The organism is Lacticaseibacillus zeae subsp. silagei (assembly GCF_030770335.1).
Lineage (GTDB): Bacteria > Bacillota > Bacilli > Lactobacillales > Lactobacillaceae > Lacticaseibacillus > Lacticaseibacillus zeae.
The window spans coordinates 2,761,559-2,778,283 of record NZ_CP132484.1 but is presented as its reverse complement, the minus strand read 5'-3'; the positions used below and the strand labels follow the sequence as shown (position 1 = coordinate 2,778,283).

At 48.1% G+C, this 16,725-nt stretch carries 17 protein-coding genes; 10 read left to right on the top strand and 7 right to left on the bottom strand.

What is annotated here, in order from left to right; all coding sequences use genetic code 11:
* Positions 1–81 precede the first annotated feature (81 nt).
* The 4 genes from LACZS1_RS12845 to LACZS1_RS12830 form a co-directional block, all read right to left on the bottom strand.
* The gene (locus LACZS1_RS12845; protein WP_070651315.1) at positions 82–672 is read right to left on the bottom strand and encodes a GNAT family N-acetyltransferase; all 591 of its coding nucleotides are present in this window, start codon (positions 670–672) and stop codon (positions 82–84) included.
* Positions 673–855: a hypothetical protein gene (locus LACZS1_RS12840; protein ID WP_070651318.1), complete on the bottom strand. Its 183-nt coding sequence runs from the start codon at positions 853–855 to the stop codon at positions 673–675.
* 266 nt (positions 856–1,121) lie between these two features.
* Positions 1,122–1,391 carry a type II toxin-antitoxin system RelB/DinJ family antitoxin gene (locus tag LACZS1_RS12835; RefSeq protein WP_070651320.1) on the bottom strand — a complete coding sequence of 90 codons (270 nt, stop codon included), beginning with the start codon at positions 1,389–1,391 and terminating at the stop codon, positions 1,122–1,124.
* A 163-nt stretch (positions 1,392–1,554) separates the two neighbouring features.
* Positions 1,555–1,740 (bottom strand): hypothetical protein, encoded by a 186-nt coding sequence (locus tag LACZS1_RS12830; RefSeq protein ID WP_010490732.1) that lies wholly within the window; start codon positions 1,738–1,740, stop codon positions 1,555–1,557.
* 467 nt (positions 1,741–2,207) lie between these two features.
* On the opposite strand from LACZS1_RS12830, the gene LACZS1_RS12825 reads away from it, so the two are divergent.
* The 5 genes from LACZS1_RS12825 to LACZS1_RS12805 all read left to right on the top strand — a co-directional run bounded on the left by LACZS1_RS12825 (position 2,208) and on the right by LACZS1_RS12805 (position 7,302).
* Positions 2,208–2,426 (top strand): hypothetical protein, encoded by a 219-nt coding sequence (locus LACZS1_RS12825; protein WP_010490734.1) that lies wholly within the window; start codon positions 2,208–2,210, stop codon positions 2,424–2,426.
* 14 nt (positions 2,427–2,440) lie between these two features.
* A complete protein-coding gene (locus tag LACZS1_RS12820) occupies positions 2,441–3,562 on the top strand; it encodes a glycerol dehydrogenase (protein ID WP_306402753.1) in 1,122 nt (373 codons plus the stop codon).
* Between the two features lie 72 nt (positions 3,563–3,634).
* A complete protein-coding gene (locus LACZS1_RS12815) occupies positions 3,635–4,195 on the top strand; it encodes a glycerol-3-phosphate responsive antiterminator (protein ID WP_047106995.1) in 561 nt (186 codons plus the stop codon).
* 153 nt (positions 4,196–4,348) lie between these two features.
* Positions 4,349–5,818 (top strand): FGGY-family carbohydrate kinase, encoded by a 1,470-nt coding sequence (locus tag LACZS1_RS12810; RefSeq protein ID WP_070651322.1) that lies wholly within the window; start codon positions 4,349–4,351, stop codon positions 5,816–5,818.
* A gap of 20 nt (positions 5,819–5,838) precedes the next feature.
* Positions 5,839–7,302, top strand: coding sequence for an FAD-binding oxidoreductase (locus LACZS1_RS12805; protein WP_070651323.1), 1,464 nt, complete (start codon positions 5,839–5,841; stop codon positions 7,300–7,302).
* Between the two features lie 391 nt (positions 7,303–7,693).
* Here the strand turns inward: LACZS1_RS12805 and LACZS1_RS12800 are convergent, their stop codons facing one another.
* A complete protein-coding gene (locus tag LACZS1_RS12800) occupies positions 7,694–8,815 on the bottom strand; it encodes an NAD(P)-dependent alcohol dehydrogenase (RefSeq protein WP_047106997.1) in 1,122 nt (373 codons plus the stop codon).
* Between the two features lie 189 nt (positions 8,816–9,004).
* Complete coding sequence (locus LACZS1_RS12795; RefSeq protein WP_049172776.1) at positions 9,005–10,027, bottom strand: AraC family transcriptional regulator; 1,023 nt, start codon at positions 10,025–10,027, stop codon at positions 9,005–9,007.
* 122 nt (positions 10,028–10,149) lie between these two features.
* On the opposite strand from LACZS1_RS12795, the gene LACZS1_RS12790 reads away from it, so the two are divergent.
* The 5 genes from LACZS1_RS12790 (at position 10,150) to rhaD (ending at position 15,658) form a co-directional block, all read left to right on the top strand.
* On the top strand, positions 10,150–11,514 hold the full coding sequence (locus tag LACZS1_RS12790) for an MFS transporter (RefSeq protein WP_070651325.1): 1,365 nt from the start codon (positions 10,150–10,152) through the stop codon (positions 11,512–11,514).
* A gap of 72 nt (positions 11,515–11,586) precedes the next feature.
* The gene (gene rhaB / locus LACZS1_RS12785; RefSeq protein WP_070651326.1) at positions 11,587–13,077 is read left to right on the top strand and encodes a rhamnulokinase; all 1,491 of its coding nucleotides are present in this window, start codon (positions 11,587–11,589) and stop codon (positions 13,075–13,077) included.
* Between the two features lie 2 nt (positions 13,078–13,079).
* Positions 13,080–13,394, top strand: coding sequence for an L-rhamnose mutarotase (rhaM, locus tag LACZS1_RS12780; RefSeq protein WP_047107002.1), 315 nt, complete (start codon positions 13,080–13,082; stop codon positions 13,392–13,394).
* Between the two features lie 63 nt (positions 13,395–13,457).
* Entirely contained in the window at positions 13,458–14,738 is a 1,281-nt protein-coding gene (locus LACZS1_RS12775) for an L-rhamnose isomerase (protein WP_070651328.1), read from the top strand.
* 29 nt (positions 14,739–14,767) lie between these two features.
* Positions 14,768–15,658: a rhamnulose-1-phosphate aldolase gene (gene rhaD, locus LACZS1_RS12770; RefSeq protein WP_070651330.1), complete on the top strand. Its 891-nt coding sequence runs from the start codon at positions 14,768–14,770 to the stop codon at positions 15,656–15,658.
* A gap of 195 nt (positions 15,659–15,853) precedes the next feature.
* Here rhaD and LACZS1_RS12765 read toward each other — a convergent pair whose 3' ends face one another.
* Positions 15,854–16,636, bottom strand: coding sequence for a DeoR/GlpR family DNA-binding transcription regulator (locus LACZS1_RS12765; RefSeq protein ID WP_047107005.1), 783 nt, complete (start codon positions 16,634–16,636; stop codon positions 15,854–15,856).
* Positions 16,637–16,725 lie beyond the last annotated feature (89 nt).

The window sequence follows — 16,725 nt, the reverse complement described above, 5'->3', positions numbered from 1 at the left end:
TCTAAGGAAGCTAGAGAGACGAAAAAAGGCGAAGACATTTTTTGCCTTCGCCTTGTGTGTTCTCTTGAATATTTCGGAAACTTACCCCTCAGCATAATAGTCAAGCACTTTCTTTGTGCTGAGAAACATAGGATATTGTTGTAAGTCTGGGCCATTCTCAAAATCTATGCCATTAAGCACCCTAAAACCGGACTTTTGGTAAAAAATTACCGCATCTGGTAAAGCATATAAAAACACTCCACTAAAACCTAATCCATGATCGAGATACGCAGCTGCAATTTCGGATAAAAAGGTCCGCATCATTATTCTACCTAGACCGTTCCTCTGTCGATTTTGATTAATTGCAAAATACTGCAAATTAATTGCTGGATAGGAAAGCTCGTCGCCAGTCTCCATTGCGTCTAACTCTTCAGGTCTAAGCATTTCCTCACGAACAAAATCTTTAAAATCAGGGTATCTGATTTCAAAGGTTCTAACGCTGGATGAGTAGAATCCAACCAAATTGTGGTCAGCAAACATTAACGTTGTTTGTGTGTGGAACTCAGCATCAGACTGTTCTGCTTTTTCGTGAAAAAAAGCATCAATCACTGGCTCGCCGCTTGAAAACTTACGGTTATCAGCAATCGATGATAAAAGTGCGTTTGTCTCAAATTTACAATGATCAGCATCCAATTATTTGCTCCTGCCTCGGCGGTTGACCACAGTTACCTTAGGTCCAGCATTTAGAAAAGCTCGCATGCTTTTCACGGATTCCTTGTATTCGCGAGTTTCAGTTGGGTGAATTATTTTAATTGCATCTTCAAAAGACTGCCTGTCTTTGAACTTTAAAACGTGATTCACTGGTGTTCCTGCCATAGTCAAAACCTCCTTTGCAAACATTATACCATTTCAGATGTCAAGCATGTGGATAAGCCCTGTTGATAAGTCACATTGGTGCCAGTTTAACGGCATTTACACGATAGAGCTATTTTTATGGACATTGTTCTAAAACATTGATGCGATAAGGTTCTTCGATAATCTGCCAAAAACAGCAAAATGAGAGCATTCTAATGATAAGGGTGCTATGCTTTTGTAATTAGGCGAATGTTTTATTTGAAGTCGCACACAAATACCAGATCGTACTATACATCTAAGACCGTCCACATAGCGTCAGAAGTGCTATACTTCTCTAGTTTATCTGGGGTCTTCGCTTCTTTAAATGCCTGCAGAGTTTCGGCTGGTAAGCTGGTTGGCGTAAATGGCAAGGCGTGGTCTTTGACCATTTTGGCAAGAAACATATTAACGGCAGTGGATAAATCCATGCCCTTATCGTTCGCGACGTTTTGGGCAGCTTCCTTTAATGCCGGATCAATTCGGATGCTTAATCGAGTTTCTCTTTTTTCGGTCGACATAGGTGGTTGCCCCTTTCTGCCTGGTAGTCGTATTGCATCATCCGCATATGCCATCGCAAAGCAATTAGATGTGACAACTTCGCAATTATCAGGGAAGATTAATTCATCTGTGCAACATGGTGCTATCCCAAAAGGCGAAGATTTAGCGAAACCCAGGTCGCCACTACTTATTAACAAACTTGCTAACATAAGCCGTCACAAACAACAAAACCAAAAAAATCAAACCTAGCACCAAATCCCGCTTCAGATTAATCTTTTTCCCTGGTGTAAAGACGTGCGCGTCATAAGCAAAATAAGCGACGAAAGCCAGTCCTGAAATCACTAGTAATCGATATATGTATTGCAACATGGTTAAGCACCTATACCAGTTTTGTGCGAGGCGGCAAAACTGGTCTTCTCAGTGAACAATTGGTGAACTTCGAGCCTTACATTAGTTAACATAAATCATTGCCTCCGTTAATAAACAAAATTAAAATATTGAACCGATACTAACAAACGAAAATTATAAATGTCAACCGAATCCGTTAAATAAAAAAGGAAATCGAGTCACTTAAATTGACAAAATGAAAGCGCTGTTATAAGCTTCAATTGGTTAGAGAGAAGAAGAGAGATAACCGCTGGTATTTCGTGTATACCAGTTTTGGTTACCTCTCTTTTTTAATGAGCGCGAACCGGCGCGGTTAGGAGCCGGAGTGTAAGTGGCCTTGGGCGTGATGGCCCGGGCTTAGACCATTGCGACCAGGGTCCTTACACGTAGGCTCCTGCGCCGGTGAGCGCGTTAATGCCAAAGGTTTAAGAAAGAGGAGGATGTTAACCATGGCTAAGTTCAGTAAGGATACCAAGCTGTCGGAACTGTTGGCTGATAAGCGGTACATGAAGGTTGTCGATAAGTATGTTGCCGGCGCATCAACCAACCCTGGTGTTGTAATGGTGAAGAATCTGTCGCTGGAGCAATTGATTGCCATTCCGCAAGTGCACAGTGACGAAGCAAGCATGAACAAATTGATTGATGAACTCAACGAGACGTTTGGCTGATTCAGGAGGCGCGGATGATGCAAATCGATTTGCCGAAGATTTTTATCAGTCCATCGAATTATATTCAGGCTAAGAACATTTTGTTTAACGCGGATCCGTATTTAAGCCGGTACGGTTCCAAAGCGGTGATTGTCGGTGATGAGAATGTATACGGCTTGGTCGGCGATCGGTTCATTGACTATCTGAAGGACAATGACTATACCGTGACCAAGTTGATGTTCGGCGGTGAGGCTTCACCGGAAGAGATCCAAAAGGCGATTGATGAAATCAAGGATCCACCGGACTTTGTGATTGGCATTGGCGGTGGCAAAACGCTCGATACTGCCAAAGAGATTGGCCAGCATTTGAACATTTACACCGTGATTATCCCGACACTGGCGTCAACGGATGCGCCGATTTCCCGATTGTCAGTGCTGTACAACGAAGATGGTACGTTTAATGCCTACCAGTTCCACACCAAGAGTCCGGATTTGGTGTTGGTTGATCCGGCCGTTATCAGTCAGGCGCCTCCGCGGTTCTTGGCTTCCGGCTTTGGCGATGCGCTGTCGACTTATGTTGAAGCTAAGGCAGTTGGCGACATCCACGGCTTTACCAATGCGCAAGGCATCGGCACGATCACGGCGATGAAAATTGCCCAGGCGTCAACGGATACGATTTTTGAGTTTGGCGCCCAAGCCTTTGAAGCCAACAAAGCCAAGGTGGTCACACCGGCGCTGGAAGCGGTCATTGAAGCCAACATTTTAATGAGCGGCTTAGGCTTTGAAAGCGGCGGTACCAGCCTGGCACATGCTTTGCAAAACTCATTCCCGGCATTGAAGAAGGGCAAGCATTTGATGCACGGGGAAAAAGTGGCGTATTCACTACTGACGCAACTGCTGATGGAAAATGCCGAGACCGCTGTGATTAATCATTATTTGCACTTCTTCTTGCAGGTTGGCCTGCCAACCACGTTAGAAGATCTTGGTTGGGAAGATGCGACCGATGATGAGTTGATGCTGGTGGCCAACGACGCCGCAGCAGCTTGGACTGGCATTGATCAATTGCGGTTTGATACGTCACCGGAAGCAATCGTTGCGGCCATGCGTGCGGTGGATCAGTATTCCAAGGATTATCAGGCCCACGCATTAGCAGAGTAACCGCAGTCAGTCATGGGGGAAAGTTTAGCAACGTGGGGTATGCCATTTGGTGGCTTGAAGAAGGAGTAAAAGATGCAACTGCAAGATGTTGTCGCGGCTAATCCGGTGATTGCCGGGATTCAGGATGATAAAGGCTTAAACGCTGCCTTGACCGCAGATGTCAAAGTTGTCTTTACCTTGTATGGGTCAATTCTTAACATTGGGGATATCGTGGCGCAGCTAAAAGCAGCCAAGAAGATCGTGTTTGTCGATGTGGATCTGGTTGAAGGGCTGGCCAGCCGCCCCAGTGCCGTTGAATTCATTGCCAAAACAACCGATGCAGATGGCATTTTGAGCTCCAAGGGCCACTTGCTGGCCGTGGCGCGGCAGAAGAAAATGTTGACCGTTCACCGTTTCTTTTTAATCGATTCGCGGACGCTGTATACGATGCAGCGGCAGTATGATGTCGGGCATGCCGATATGATTGACGTGATGCCGGGCATTATGCCTCAGGCGGTTTCCTGGATTACCCATGAAACCGACGTGCCGCTCATCAGCAGTGGTTTGATCAGCACAAAAGAAGCGATTATGGCCGACTTGGCTGCTGGAGCAACGGGCATTTCCACCACGAATACCACCTTATGGCAAAATTAGCGCAGAGCAAAAAGAGCGCGCAATCCTTGAAAATAGGGAGGCGCGCTCTTTTTACGATTAAAAGCCGAAACGGACTGGCGGATTTGGTAATTTTTACGAGGCGTTTGCTACCGACCGAACATGTTTCGGCTATATCCGAAAGGGGCGAGTTGAATGGATCGCTATATACTGGCCATTGATCAAGGAACGCAGAGTAACAAATTGACGATTTTTGATTTGCAGGGAAATGCATTGTGGCAGGAACATCAGCCGCTAAAACCGTTGCATACCGCAGCTGGCGGGGTAGTTGAGCATCCTGATGATGATTTGTGGACGTCGCTGCAAGCCGCCAGTAAAGCATTGATGGCGAAGTTTGACGGGGACGTGAATGAAATTCTGGCGATTGGCTTAGGCAGCATTCGCTTTAATCGGTTGGTTTTAAAGGCAAATGGCGATTTGGCGCAACCGGCCATTAGCTGGATGGACGACCGGGCACATCAGATCTATGAAAAGACGACCGACGATGCGGTGTATGTAACCGCAAGTACCGGCTATCTGGCTTACCGACTGACCGGAAATCGCATTGATACGGCGGCCAGTTATATTGGCACGTGGCCAATTGATATGGACAAGTGGGACTGGACCGATGAGGACATGATGTTTGATTTCCTTAATCTACCGCGGTCTTCTTTGTTCAAACTGGTTAAGCCCGGCGGCATTTTAGGCAATGTGACGGAAGAAGCAGCCGCGGCAACCGGTTTGCCAAAAGGCTTACCGGTGATCGCCACCGCCAATGATAAGGCGGTGGAAGCACTTGGCGCAGGGCTAAAGACCGGTCCGGATCTCTTGCTGTCACTAGGCACCTATACCACTTCCATGTTGCAAGGCAATGAGAACCATCCGTTCGGGACAACCCGCTACTACTGGACCAATTTTGCGGATGTGCCAAATGAATATTTGTATGAAAGCAACGGCGTTTATCGCGGCATGTGGACGGTCAGCTGGTTTGCCAAGCAATTTCAGGGGATTGGGGATGCAACCCATGAATCTACCTTGGACGTGCTGACGCGCGAGGCGGCCACGGTTCCGCCTGGCAGTGACGGGTTGTTGACCATTTTGGACTGGCAGCCGGCTGCGGATCGCCCGTTTAGAAAAGGCGCGTTTATCGGCTTGGATGAACGCCATAACCGGGGGCACATGTTCCGTTCGATTCTTGAAGGACTTGCCTTTAATCTACTGGATTACTCAACGGCAATGCTGAAGGAATTGGATCGCAAAGTTGATCGGCTGGTAGTCACAGGCGGTGGCGCGCAGAATGACATTTTCATGCAGCTCATTGCCGACATTTTCAACTTACCAGCGCAGCGCAACGTGATTACTGACGCTGCTGGCCTAGGAGCGGCGATCAATGCGGCGGTCGGCATTGGCGAATATCGCACGTATGACGATGCCATTGCGGTGATGGTGAAGCCGGCCGACAGCTTTGTACCGCAAGCAGATGCAGTCGCACAATATGCCAAAGTATACGAAAAGTACAAGAATCTGCATCAATTAACCGATCCGGTGTTTAAAGACCTTCAAACCATTAACGGCGTTGCCGAACGCGGCAAGGTCGGCGAACCGTTGATTGCCAGTTGGGATTGAAAGTAGACGAGGTGAATCTAATGGATACCGTTACAAAAGATGCAATTGTGCAACAACTGATCCAGTTAACCAGCCGTGATCAGGTCAATGTGGATCCAGACCAGCTAAACTATGCCAGCCTTGACTTTTACCGGAAATATCCCCGGGCCCGAAAAATTTACCAGGCACCGATCCCGGTCGCGATTGTTTATCCGGAAAATGTTGCGCAGGTGGCGGCGGTGTTGAAATATGCCAACGACACAGGCGTCAACGTGATTCCGCGTACAGGCGGGTCAGAGATTGAGCGCGGATTGGAAAGTGCCCGCGAACCCCACATCATTGTGGATGGATCGCGCTTAAATCAAATTTTGAAGTTCGACCCGGAAGATATGCAACTAACCGTTCAGGCAGGAGTACCCTTAAAGCAGGCCGAAGATTGGCTGAACGAAAAAGGCTACACCACCGGCCACTTGCCGCAGTCGCAGCCGTTAGCCGATTTTGGCGGTTTGGTTGCCACCCGCAGCATTGGGCAACTATCGACCTTGTATGGCGGGATCGAAGACATGGTGGTCGGTTTGGAAGCCGTCATGCCAGATGGCCGCATCGTGCGGATTAAAAATGTCCCACGTCGGTCAGTCGGTCCCGACATTCGCCACGTGTTTATCGGCAACGAAGGCAGCATTGCGTTCATCACTGAAGTCACCGTCAAGCTGTTCCCGTATTTACCGGACACGTATCATTATCTGGCCTATACCGTCGACACCATGCGCGAAGGTTTTCGCTTGTTGCGCGACATTGTAGCAGCCGGCTATCGGCCATCGGTCATTCGCCTTTATGATGCGCAGGATTGGAGTCAATTTTATCCAAAACACGCCGAAAAGCCGGTGTTGATTTTCCGAACAGAAGGCCCACAACCACTCAGCGACGCCACGGCTGGCGCTATCAAGGCAATGGTCGAAGCATCCAGTCAGACGCAGCCATACGAACCGCTTGATGAGATCATTGACTGGTTCAAACATTTAACCTGGACGCAAAAAGAAGTCGACGCTGAAGTCAACCAGCTTGAAAAAACGCCATTCGTCGGCTTCACGACCGAAGTTGCTGCTAACTGGCATGAAATTGCCAACATTTTTGAAGCCGTGACAGCGCGAGTGAAAAAAGAAATCCCGAACCTATACGGCATCGGCGGTCACTCGTCGCACAGCTACGTCAACGGCACGAACCTGTACTTTGTCTATGCCTTCATCGATGCAGAAGACGACCCCGCCGGCGAAATGGCCCGCTACCACGATCCGATCAACAAAATCATCGTGGAAGAAACCCTCAAACGCGGTGGCACCATGTCCCACCACCACGGCGTCGGCAAAGCCCGCGCCCCATTCATCAAAGAAGAATACGGCAGCTCCTACTGGGTTCTTAAAACACTCCTAAAGAGCTTCGACCCCAAAAATACCATGAACGCCGGCAACATCATTCCACTAGAATTCTGGGATGAGCCGGATTAAGTTCATAACTAGAAAAATTAGAACAAAAAGCCTGTCATCTCGCAAAAGAAGATTTGCGAACATGACAGGTTTTTTGATTGGATTTGGATGAGGGGTAAAAATACAAGGATTAAATGTCTTCGCAGAAAGCTAAGAAACTTATCTAAAAGCCCAAGCGCCAAAGCGTAGCAATCGGAGGCGGGGCGGGCTCAGTGGTGAGATTGTACTAGCCGGGCGCTCTTCCCGGCGTAGTACAAGGCCGAGCTTAGAGCCTCTGCCGGTTTTGCAGAGGCTCTAAGTCGTGCCCACCACTCTAGCTTCGCGGTCGCCAGCCCTAGGCCCCGCCGGAGATTGCGGAGTTTGGCGCGATGATAGAACTCATAGCCTGATTTTTTACAGATTGGAGCGAGCCTTACTTCCCAGGCACATAATCCTTATCAATAATCAGCACTGGCTTGATCGTCTTACCAGAACGAGAATCCGCATTAGCTTCGTTGATCTGATCGAATGAATAGAACTTCTCGGTCTTGTCAAAGTCAAACATGCCTTGCTTGTAGAATTCAATCAACCGCGGCACATCAATTTGCGGAATCGAATCACCCATGTTAACGCCGACAATCTTCTTGTCATTAACGCACAGATCGTTCCAGGTATCCACATCAATATGGTGCGGCGTAACCGCAATCGTTGCTGTGGTACCACCTTGAGCCAGCATCTGGATCGTATCTTCCATAACCGCCTTAACACCAGTCGTATCAACAGCCCAGTCAACCCCGAGGCCGCCAGTCAGCTTCTTAACGGCTTCAACCGGATCTTCTTCTTTACTGTTAACAACATCCGTCGCACCCAGCTCTTTAGCCAGCTGCAACCGCGAATCAACAATATCGATCGCAATAACCTTGGTGCAGCCGGAAATCTTACCGGCCATCATCGCAGCCAAGCCAACCGCACCAGTACCGGTAACCGCAATCGTATCACCAGGCTTTGGTTTCAACGTGTTCAAAACGGTACCGGAACCAGTCACATAGCCGCAGCCCAACGGTCCAAGCTTACGTAAATCAAGATCCTTGTCGACTTTAACAGCGTTCCGTTCGCGAACAACGGTCGTGGTGGTGAAGGAGCTTTGGTCGAACATGTCAGCCACCGGTTTGCCATTTTCCGTAAAGTGCGCCGAACCGTCCGGACGGGTACCGGAAAGGTTGTTATGCGCATAATTCAAGCACTGCGTTGGAATGCCGCGTAAACAGTTCTTGCAGTTACCGCAAGCGTAGAAACTCAAGACAACGTGATCGCCCGGTTTAAACTGGGTGACTTCCGGGCCGACTTTCTCGACAATACCGGAACCTTCATGGCCTAGGACGATCGGATAGCCGATGACCGCGTCACCAATTCGCAACGCTTCGTCAGAATGGCAAATGCCAGTCGCAACCATGTGGACTTGCAAATCGTCGGGACCCATCGGCGCTAATTCGACATCATCCCGAATTTCAAAATCGGCACCTTTTTTATCAACAACAGCTGCTGTGATCTTCATAAAAATCGCTCCTTCAATCGCTATAAATTGATTACACGTTCATTCTTTCACAATTCATTTTTTTATCAAGAGCAACATCTAAACATATGAGAATATGTTCCGGAATTTAGTTGACTTTTTTCGTTTCACGGTGAAAACGGTTTATTTCAGGCTTTGTGGTGCCAAAATGTGAAACATTTCGGAACATATTTACAGAATGGTTAACGGTGGGTTGGTGTGGCTAGGTGAGATGTAGCCGTTGGTGTGCTGCCGATCATCTTTAGGCGTATTCCCGAAAAGATCATGGTACTTGTGATAAAAGAAGCTCTTGTTGCTGATGCCGACTTCGAGGCAGATTTCACTGATCGGCTTCTTGGTATTTTGAATAAGGCGCCGAGCATTGATTAGCCGTTCTTGAGTCAAGGCTTCGGAAAAAGTTTTACCGACTTCTTTGGAGAATAAGTTGCCTAAATAGTTTTTGTTATAGGCATATTTATTGGCAAGATCTTCTAGCGACAAGTCGCGGTAATGCTTGTGGATGTCATTAAGCAGCTTAACCGCTAGCTTTTGGGCCGGCGATGGGTCATCGATGGTCGGTTCATTGCCGCGAATCAATTCGGCAATCAGCACGGTTAATTCTGCTTGAATAATGGTGTCGGAAAATGGTCGCGGACGGAAGTATTCCTCGATGATGCGTTCCAGTGACGTGCGAATATCATGCATGCCGCTGCGGAAAACCATGTAGCGTTTCTCGGTTTTCTCTTTTCGTAAATGGTTAATCATGAAGTCATAAAGGACACTTTGCTGACTTTGGATTTGGTTAAGAAAGTCGAGCGAGATGTTGCGGTCACGGAAAAGGACGTTGATGAGGATGTCATTTTCCCCAAGCGCATCAATCGAGTGCTCGCTACCGATATCCAATAGGAGCAAATCACCTTGTGACAAGTGAACCCGATCGCCGTTGACGGTTTCGTTGGCGTTACCTTGCAACATATAATTCATTTCAAAAAATTGATGGGTGTGCATCGGATATGGGGCAAAGCGATTGTGCTTGCTGACGTAAATGGCGTGGTTGCGAAAAAAATAATCGTTTAAAACCGGAACATTAAACTCTTTTGACTCCTGCAGGTCGATGGCAGTCGGCGGGATATCGTCACTGAAGATCTGCCGGTTTTTTTGCTGCTTTTCGATTGTCGTTAGGCTTTCCAGTTGCTTTAAGACTGATAGTTCCATGATGGCCTCCTGTGTTTATGTTCCACTCCTGATATTTATCTGACATTGTGACCATACCATGTAAGCGGTTAAATGTTAACTGTAAGCGATGACAAAATTATAAATGTTCAGGAGGTAACACAATGGCTTCAGAGAAAAGCTCGTTAAAATCCACGGTTCGTGTTTCGATTACGAACTTCCTGGATTCTGGCAGCATCGTGGCCGGCGCCAGTGGCTTGACACTGTGGACCCAACATTTTGGGCTAAGCAGTTTTCAAGTCGGCTTGCTCGGGGCACTCTCGGCGAATGCGTTCGGGGCGGCACTAGGCGCGCTGATCGGCGGTCCGCTGTCAGATAAGTTTGGGCGTAAATTAATTTACACCTATGACATGTTGGTTTACATGCTTGGAACGATTTTAGTGATGTTTGCAGTTAGTTTTCCAATGTTGCTCACTGGATTTCTGATTACTGGTTTAGCAGTTGGTGCCGGTGTTCCTGCTAGTTGGACGTATATTTCCGAAACATCGCAAAATGATAATCGTGCTAAGAACATCGGGGTATCACAGTTTGCTTGGTCGTTAGGACCAGCCGTTATTTTCATTCTTGGAACCATTCTTGCACCAATGGGTCTTTTAGGTAACCGGATATTGTTTGGCTTGCTAACGGTGATTGCATTTGTTGCTTGGTTATTACAGCGTGGTCTTGGCGAATCCAAGGCATGGCAGGATCGCAAGGCATTTGAAAAGTCTTCCGGTCAAAAATCACATCCATATCGGACCTTGTTCTCCAATAAAACTTCGCTTAAGTGGTTGTTCTTCTTAATCGGTGTTTACATGTTCTGGAACTTGGTTGCCGGCGCGATGGGCTTCTTCATGCCGTATGTTTACGAAACGGCTGGCGGCTTGTCTAACCAGGAAGCCAACATGTTACAGGCAGTTCTATGGATCCTGACCGCGGTAGCAACCTACTTCGGCTTTGCTAAGTATGGCGACCGCGCTAACCACCGAATCTTCTTCTTCGTTGGTGCGGCAATGGCTGCCGCTTCATGGATTATCCTGACTTATGCCGGCATGGCACAGTCATGGAGCTTATGGGCATTCGTTGCTTTATGGGGCATCAGTGCCGGCATTGGTGCTCAGGCATGGTACGCACTGTGGGCAACCGAGCTCTTCCCGACCCAGTTCCGGGCAGGTTCACAAGGTGTGATGTTCTTCGTTGTTCGGGCGAGCGCCGGTGTCTGGTCCATTATTTTCCCGGCCATTCTCAGCAGCTTAGGCTTCACCGTCGCTGGTACTTTCATGATCGGTCTGTTGCTCGTCTCCTTGGTCATCGGGACGATCTGGACGCCCAAGACGCGGGGCAAGAGCCTTGAAGAAATCACCCGTGAACAATACGGTGATAAGTTCCTCACCGATGACGAGAAGTCCAAGGCTGATCGCGATACCGCAGCCAAAAATAAAGCTGCCGGCAACTCGGTCGCTCAGCAGATAATGAATCCAGACAAATAGTTTTGAAAAATGAACGCGTGCCGTATCAAGAAACGCGGTCGTCAATGTTGTTGGTAAGAGAGGTGCAATTTTATGAAAGCATACGTCGCAGTTGACATCGGTGCTTCAAGCGGACGCCTGATGCTCGGTGCTGTCGTTGACGGACAATTACAAATTAAAGAGGTCCACCGCTTCAAGAACGGTTTTAAAAAAGAAAACGGGCATGACCGGTGGCAAATTGATCACATTATCGATGAAATCTTTGCTGGCTTGGAGAAAGTCAAAAAGATGGGTTACACGCTGATTGATATGGGCATTGATACCTGGGCCGTTGATTACGTCTTGGTTGGTGCTGATGGTAAGAAGATGCACGATCCGGTAAGCTACCGGGATGCACGCACCAATAGCGCCATCAGTAAGCTCACGTCAGAATTGCCAAAGTCGTATATTTACGAAAAAACCGGCATTCAGTTCCAGAATTTCAATACGCTCTATCAGCTATACACCGAAGAACGTGATGATCTGGCCAAAGCCGACAAGATTTTGATGATTCCGGATTATATCGGGTACGTGTTAACCGGTAATGCGGTCACTGAAGTCACCAATGCGTCAACCACGCAGATGCTCAACTTGCGCCAAGGCCTGTTCGACAAGGATTTGCTAAAAGAAGTCAACGTCGCGCAAGATCAGTTCCCTGAATTGGTCGAATCCGGCACCCCGCTGGGCAAGATCAGTCACAAGTGGCACATGAAGTATGACATTCCAGACACGGATGTTATTACGGTTGCCACTCATGACACCGCCAGTGCCGTTGTTGGTACGCCAGGTCTTGGTGATCACTGGGCATTCTTGAGTTCCGGCACTTGGTCCTTACTCGGGGCGGAACTAAACACCCCAGAAAATGGTCAGGATGCCTTCAAAGAAAATTACACCAACGAATGGGGCGCCTATGGGACGTACCGATTCTTGAAGAACATCATGGGCTTGTGGATCGTGCAGTGCATTAAGCGTGAACTCAAGGATCAATATAGCTTCAATGAATTGGCGGAAATGGCTGATAAAGTCGCGCCATTCCGGGTCTTCATTGATGTCAACGACAAGCGCTTTGAGAATCCGAAGAGCATGATCAAAGAACTGCAGCAATACGTTGCCGAAACCGGTCAGGCTAAGCTTGAAACCCCTGGCGAACTCACCCGGGCGGTTTATGAAAACCTGGCACTGTACTATGCCAACGAGATTCAAAAACTCAGCACCATCATTGCCGATCCGATCGATACCCTCAACATTGTCGGCGGCGGCTCAAATGTCACCTTGATGAATCAACTGACGGCTGATCTTGCCGGCATCAAAGTAGTCGCCGGCCCTAGTGAAGCAACTGCGATCGGTAACTTGCTGGTTCAGATGATTACAACCGGTGCGGTTAAGGACGTGGTCGCAGGTCGCAAGTTAATCAGAGAATCCTTTGACTTGAAGACTTATCAGCCGAATGCGACTGCCTATCCTGATGTGTTGACGAAGTACAAAGCGTTTATGAAGACAGCAAAGCCGACAAAGGCAGCTGAAAAATCTAAGGAGGCGGTTTGATCATGGCACGCATTGGCCAAGTCATGTATGTCTATCCTGACAAGTACGATGAATACGAAAAGCGGCACCATGAGTTGTGGCCGGAAATGAAGGCAGCACTCAAGGAATACGGCGCCACCAACTATTCCATCTACCTGAACAAAGCAAACGGTGAATTGTTTGCTTATCTGGAAGTACCGGATGTTGATAAGTACAACCAGATTGCCAACACCGATATTTGCAAAAAGTGGTGGGCTTACATGGAGCCACTCATGAAGACCAATCCGGATAACAGTCCGGTAGCCGTTGATCTGCATGAAGTTTTCCACTTGGATTAACTCGGTTTTTCATTTTGGTAACAAGTAGTTTCAAATTATTTTCAAAAAAGGAGCGTTTATCACATGGTTAAACCAGAAGAAGTCGATAAGGCATATGAAGTTGCCAAGCAACGTTACGCAGAAATCGGTGTCGACACAGACGCCGCTATGAAGGAATTGGAAAAGGTACCTTTGTCAGTCCATTGCTGGCAAGGCGATGATATTCATGGTTTCTTGTTCCCGAACCAGGCACTGACCGGTGGCATCGGGGTTTCCGGTAACTATCCTGGCATCGCCCGCACCCCGGATGAACTGTCCGGCGACTTACACGAAGCTCTGAGCCTGATCCCAGGCAAGCACCGGGTTCAATTGCACGCTATCTATGCCGTTACCGACAAGAAGCGTGACTTGGATACTTTGGAGCCTGAAGACTTCGATTATTGGATTGACTGGGCAAAGCAAGAAGGCATCGGCCTTGACTTTAACGGCACCTTCTTCTCCCACCCAATGGTTAAAGACAACATGACCGTTTCATCCCCGGATCCTAAAGTTCGTGATTTCTGGATCCGTCATGGCAAGATCAGCCGGGAAATTTCAAACTACATCGGTGAAAAATTAGGCAGCCAGGTTGTCAACAACTTCTGGTTCCCAGATGGCTTCAAAGATAACCCAATTGACAAGAAGACTCCTCGTCTGCGCTTGATGAAAGCTTTGGATGAAATTATCAAGGACCCACTTCCGGAAAAGAATACGATTGAATCCTTCGAAGGTAAGCTGTTTGGTACCGGGATTGAATCCTACACCACCGGCTCACATGAGTTCTATCAAAACTACGCGATCAGCCGCAACAAACTCTGGACCATCGATGCCGGACACTTCCACCCAACAGAAGATGTGTCTGACAAGTTCAGCGCATTCTTCCCATTCGGCAAAGGTTTGTTCATGCACGTTTCGCGTCCGGTTCGTTGGGACTCTGACCACGTTGTTATCATGGACGACGCTTTGATTCGGATTACCCGTTCCTTGGTTCGTGACGGTTATCTGGATCGCACCCACATCGGTCTTGACTTCTTTGATGCAACGATCAACCGGGTTGCTGCTTGGGTTGTCGGCGCTCGCGCAACGCAAAAGAGCTTGCTGCAGGCAATGTTGGCACCAATCGATCAGTTGAAGAAGGACGAACTCAATGCGGACTTCACCACCCGTTTGATTGAAACCGAAGAATTGAAGTCCTTCCCATTCGGTGCTGTTTGGGACAAGTTCTGCCAGGATCACAACACCCCGGTTGGCTTCGACTGGATGAACAACATCCATCAGTATGAAAAGGACGTTCAGTTCAAGCGCGACACCAAGTTGGTTCACTAATTCAGCAGATTCTGAAAGGAATACCTCTAATGGATAATAAGAAACAATTTCTGAATCCGGAATATACCCAAAGTTTTACAGAATCCCCTTATGTGACACAGATGCGTAAAGTGACTTGGAATCTCTACCAACACGGCTGGGACGAACGCAATGGCGGTAACGTCAGCTATCGTCTAACTGAGGCCGAGATTGCTCCTTATGGCGATGTTCACGAGGTCAAGCGCAACATTCCGATCAAGTTTGATGCCAGCAAACTTGCCGGCCAGTATTTTCTGGTTACCGGAACCGGACGCTACTTCAAGAACGTGAAGGACTTCCCGGCACGTGATACCGGACTCGTTCAGATCGCCCAAGATGGTCACAGCGTTAATCTGTTGTGGGGTTTCAATGACGGCGGGCAACCAACCAGTGAGTTCCCGGCACACTTGATGACGCATATTCAGCGCCTCAAGAATGATCCTAACCAGCGCATCGTGATGCACTGCCACCCAACCAATCTTGTGGCCATGTCCTTTACCCTGCCGCTAGAAGAGAAACTGTTCTCCCGCATTCTGTGGAAGATGCAAGCCGAATCCATCGTTGTGTTCCCCGAAGGCATTGGCGTCTTGCCGTACATGACCCCGGGAACCAATGAAATCGGGCAGGCTACGGCTGATAAAATGGCCAAATTCCGCCTCGTGATGTGGCCACAGCACGGCATCTTCGGTGCTGGCGACTCCATCGACGAAACCTATGGCCTGATCGAAACTGTTGAAAAAGCGGCAACCATCTACACCGCCATTCAGGCACAAGGCGGCCGCATCATCAACGAAATCACGGACGAAAATCTGGAACAGTTGGCCAAACGTTTTGACCTTACACCAAATCCAGAATTTCTCCATGGTGATACCTTGATCAGCAAGGTGACACTCAAAGTCTGAACCAACAAGTTTATTTGCGATACCTCCCATGATCGTAAAAGGAAAGCACCTCGTAACCGCCATTTTAGGCGTGGTTGCGGGGTGCTTTTTTGTTGAGCGTGAACTGGCGCGGTTAGAAGTCGAAGTGTGAGTGGCCATTACGCCTGAGGCCCTTACACGCAGACTTCTGCGCCAGTGATTACTAATGATCGACGCTTAATGATGCTGCTCCGAATAGGTGAGCTGAATATGGTAGTTTTCAAACAAAGTTCGATAGGCGGCTGACGGCTGCTTGTCGGTGACGATTTCGTTGATTTGATCCATGTTGGTAATGCGGATGTAATCACTTTGGTCGAATTTGGTTGAATCGATGCCAAAAATCACACACTTGGCAGCATCAATCATGGCTTCTTTGACTGCTGCCTGTTCCGGATCGGCGACGTAAATGCCCTCTGCATCAATTGAACTGGTTGATAGCAGGGCAAAATCAGGGTGAAAACTTTGAATTTCGCGAACAGTGGTCGAGCCAAGTGTTGTGGCCGTTCGTGGCACCATTTTACCGCCAGCAATGATAGTCTCGACATTATTCAGCGAATTGAATTGGAGACCCATGTTGACGTTATTAGTGATGACGTGAAGACCAACCTGTTCATGGAGTAACTCGGGCAGACTGAAGAAGGTTGAACTGCCATCAATGAAAAAAGCGGCATTGCTGGGGATTCTGGCAGCAATCTGCCGACTAATCGTTCGTTTAAGACGCGCGTTTTCGTTGCGTCTTTTTTCATACGTAAATTCAAGGTTATTGCCTTGCAGCAGTTGAATCATCCCGTACTGCCGGCGAATGATGTTGCTTCTTTCAAGCTCGATCAGATCGCGGCGCAGTGTTGATTTGCTGGTGAACATTTGCTTGCTGAGATCAGCAATGCTAATTTGCGGCGTATCACGCAAAATTTGAATAATTTCGTTTAACCGCTCAAATTTAGCTGGAGTTTGTGACATGGTAAACGCTTCCCTCAATTGATTTTTGTTGAATCATTTTGGACCAGTTTGGCTGAGTTTCGTGAACGATTCTCAACCTCAGTGAACCT

Coding starts and splice junctions, on each gene's coding strand:
- LACZS1_RS12840 (WP_070651318.1), bottom strand. CDS start 855: ATGGCAGGAACACCAGTGAATCACGTTTTAAAGTTCAAAGACAGGCAG.
- LACZS1_RS12825 (WP_010490734.1), top strand. CDS start 2,208: ATGGCTAAGTTCAGTAAGGATACCAAGCTGTCGGAACTGTTGGCTGAT.
- rhaB (WP_070651326.1), top strand. CDS start 11,587: ATGAAAGCATACGTCGCAGTTGACATCGGTGCTTCAAGCGGACGCCTG.
- LACZS1_RS12805 (WP_070651323.1), top strand. CDS start 5,839: ATGGATACCGTTACAAAAGATGCAATTGTGCAACAACTGATCCAGTTA.
- LACZS1_RS12790 (WP_070651325.1), top strand. CDS start 10,150: ATGGCTTCAGAGAAAAGCTCGTTAAAATCCACGGTTCGTGTTTCGATT.
- LACZS1_RS12810 (WP_070651322.1), top strand. CDS start 4,349: ATGGATCGCTATATACTGGCCATTGATCAAGGAACGCAGAGTAACAAA.
- rhaD (WP_070651330.1), top strand. CDS start 14,768: ATGGATAATAAGAAACAATTTCTGAATCCGGAATATACCCAAAGTTTT.
- LACZS1_RS12795 (WP_049172776.1), bottom strand. CDS start 10,027: ATGGAACTATCAGTCTTAAAGCAACTGGAAAGCCTAACGACAATCGAA.
- LACZS1_RS12830 (WP_010490732.1), bottom strand. CDS start 1,740: ATGTTGCAATACATATATCGATTACTAGTGATTTCAGGACTGGCTTTC.
- LACZS1_RS12815 (WP_047106995.1), top strand. CDS start 3,635: ATGCAACTGCAAGATGTTGTCGCGGCTAATCCGGTGATTGCCGGGATT.
- LACZS1_RS12820 (WP_306402753.1), top strand. CDS start 2,441: ATGATGCAAATCGATTTGCCGAAGATTTTTATCAGTCCATCGAATTAT.
- LACZS1_RS12765 (WP_047107005.1), bottom strand. CDS start 16,636: ATGTCACAAACTCCAGCTAAATTTGAGCGGTTAAACGAAATTATTCAA.
- rhaM (WP_047107002.1), top strand. CDS start 13,080: ATGGCACGCATTGGCCAAGTCATGTATGTCTATCCTGACAAGTACGAT.
- LACZS1_RS12835 (WP_070651320.1), bottom strand. CDS start 1,391: ATGTCGACCGAAAAAAGAGAAACTCGATTAAGCATCCGAATTGATCCG.
- LACZS1_RS12800 (WP_047106997.1), bottom strand. CDS start 8,815: ATGAAGATCACAGCAGCTGTTGTTGATAAAAAAGGTGCCGATTTTGAA.
- LACZS1_RS12775 (WP_070651328.1), top strand. CDS start 13,458: ATGGTTAAACCAGAAGAAGTCGATAAGGCATATGAAGTTGCCAAGCAA.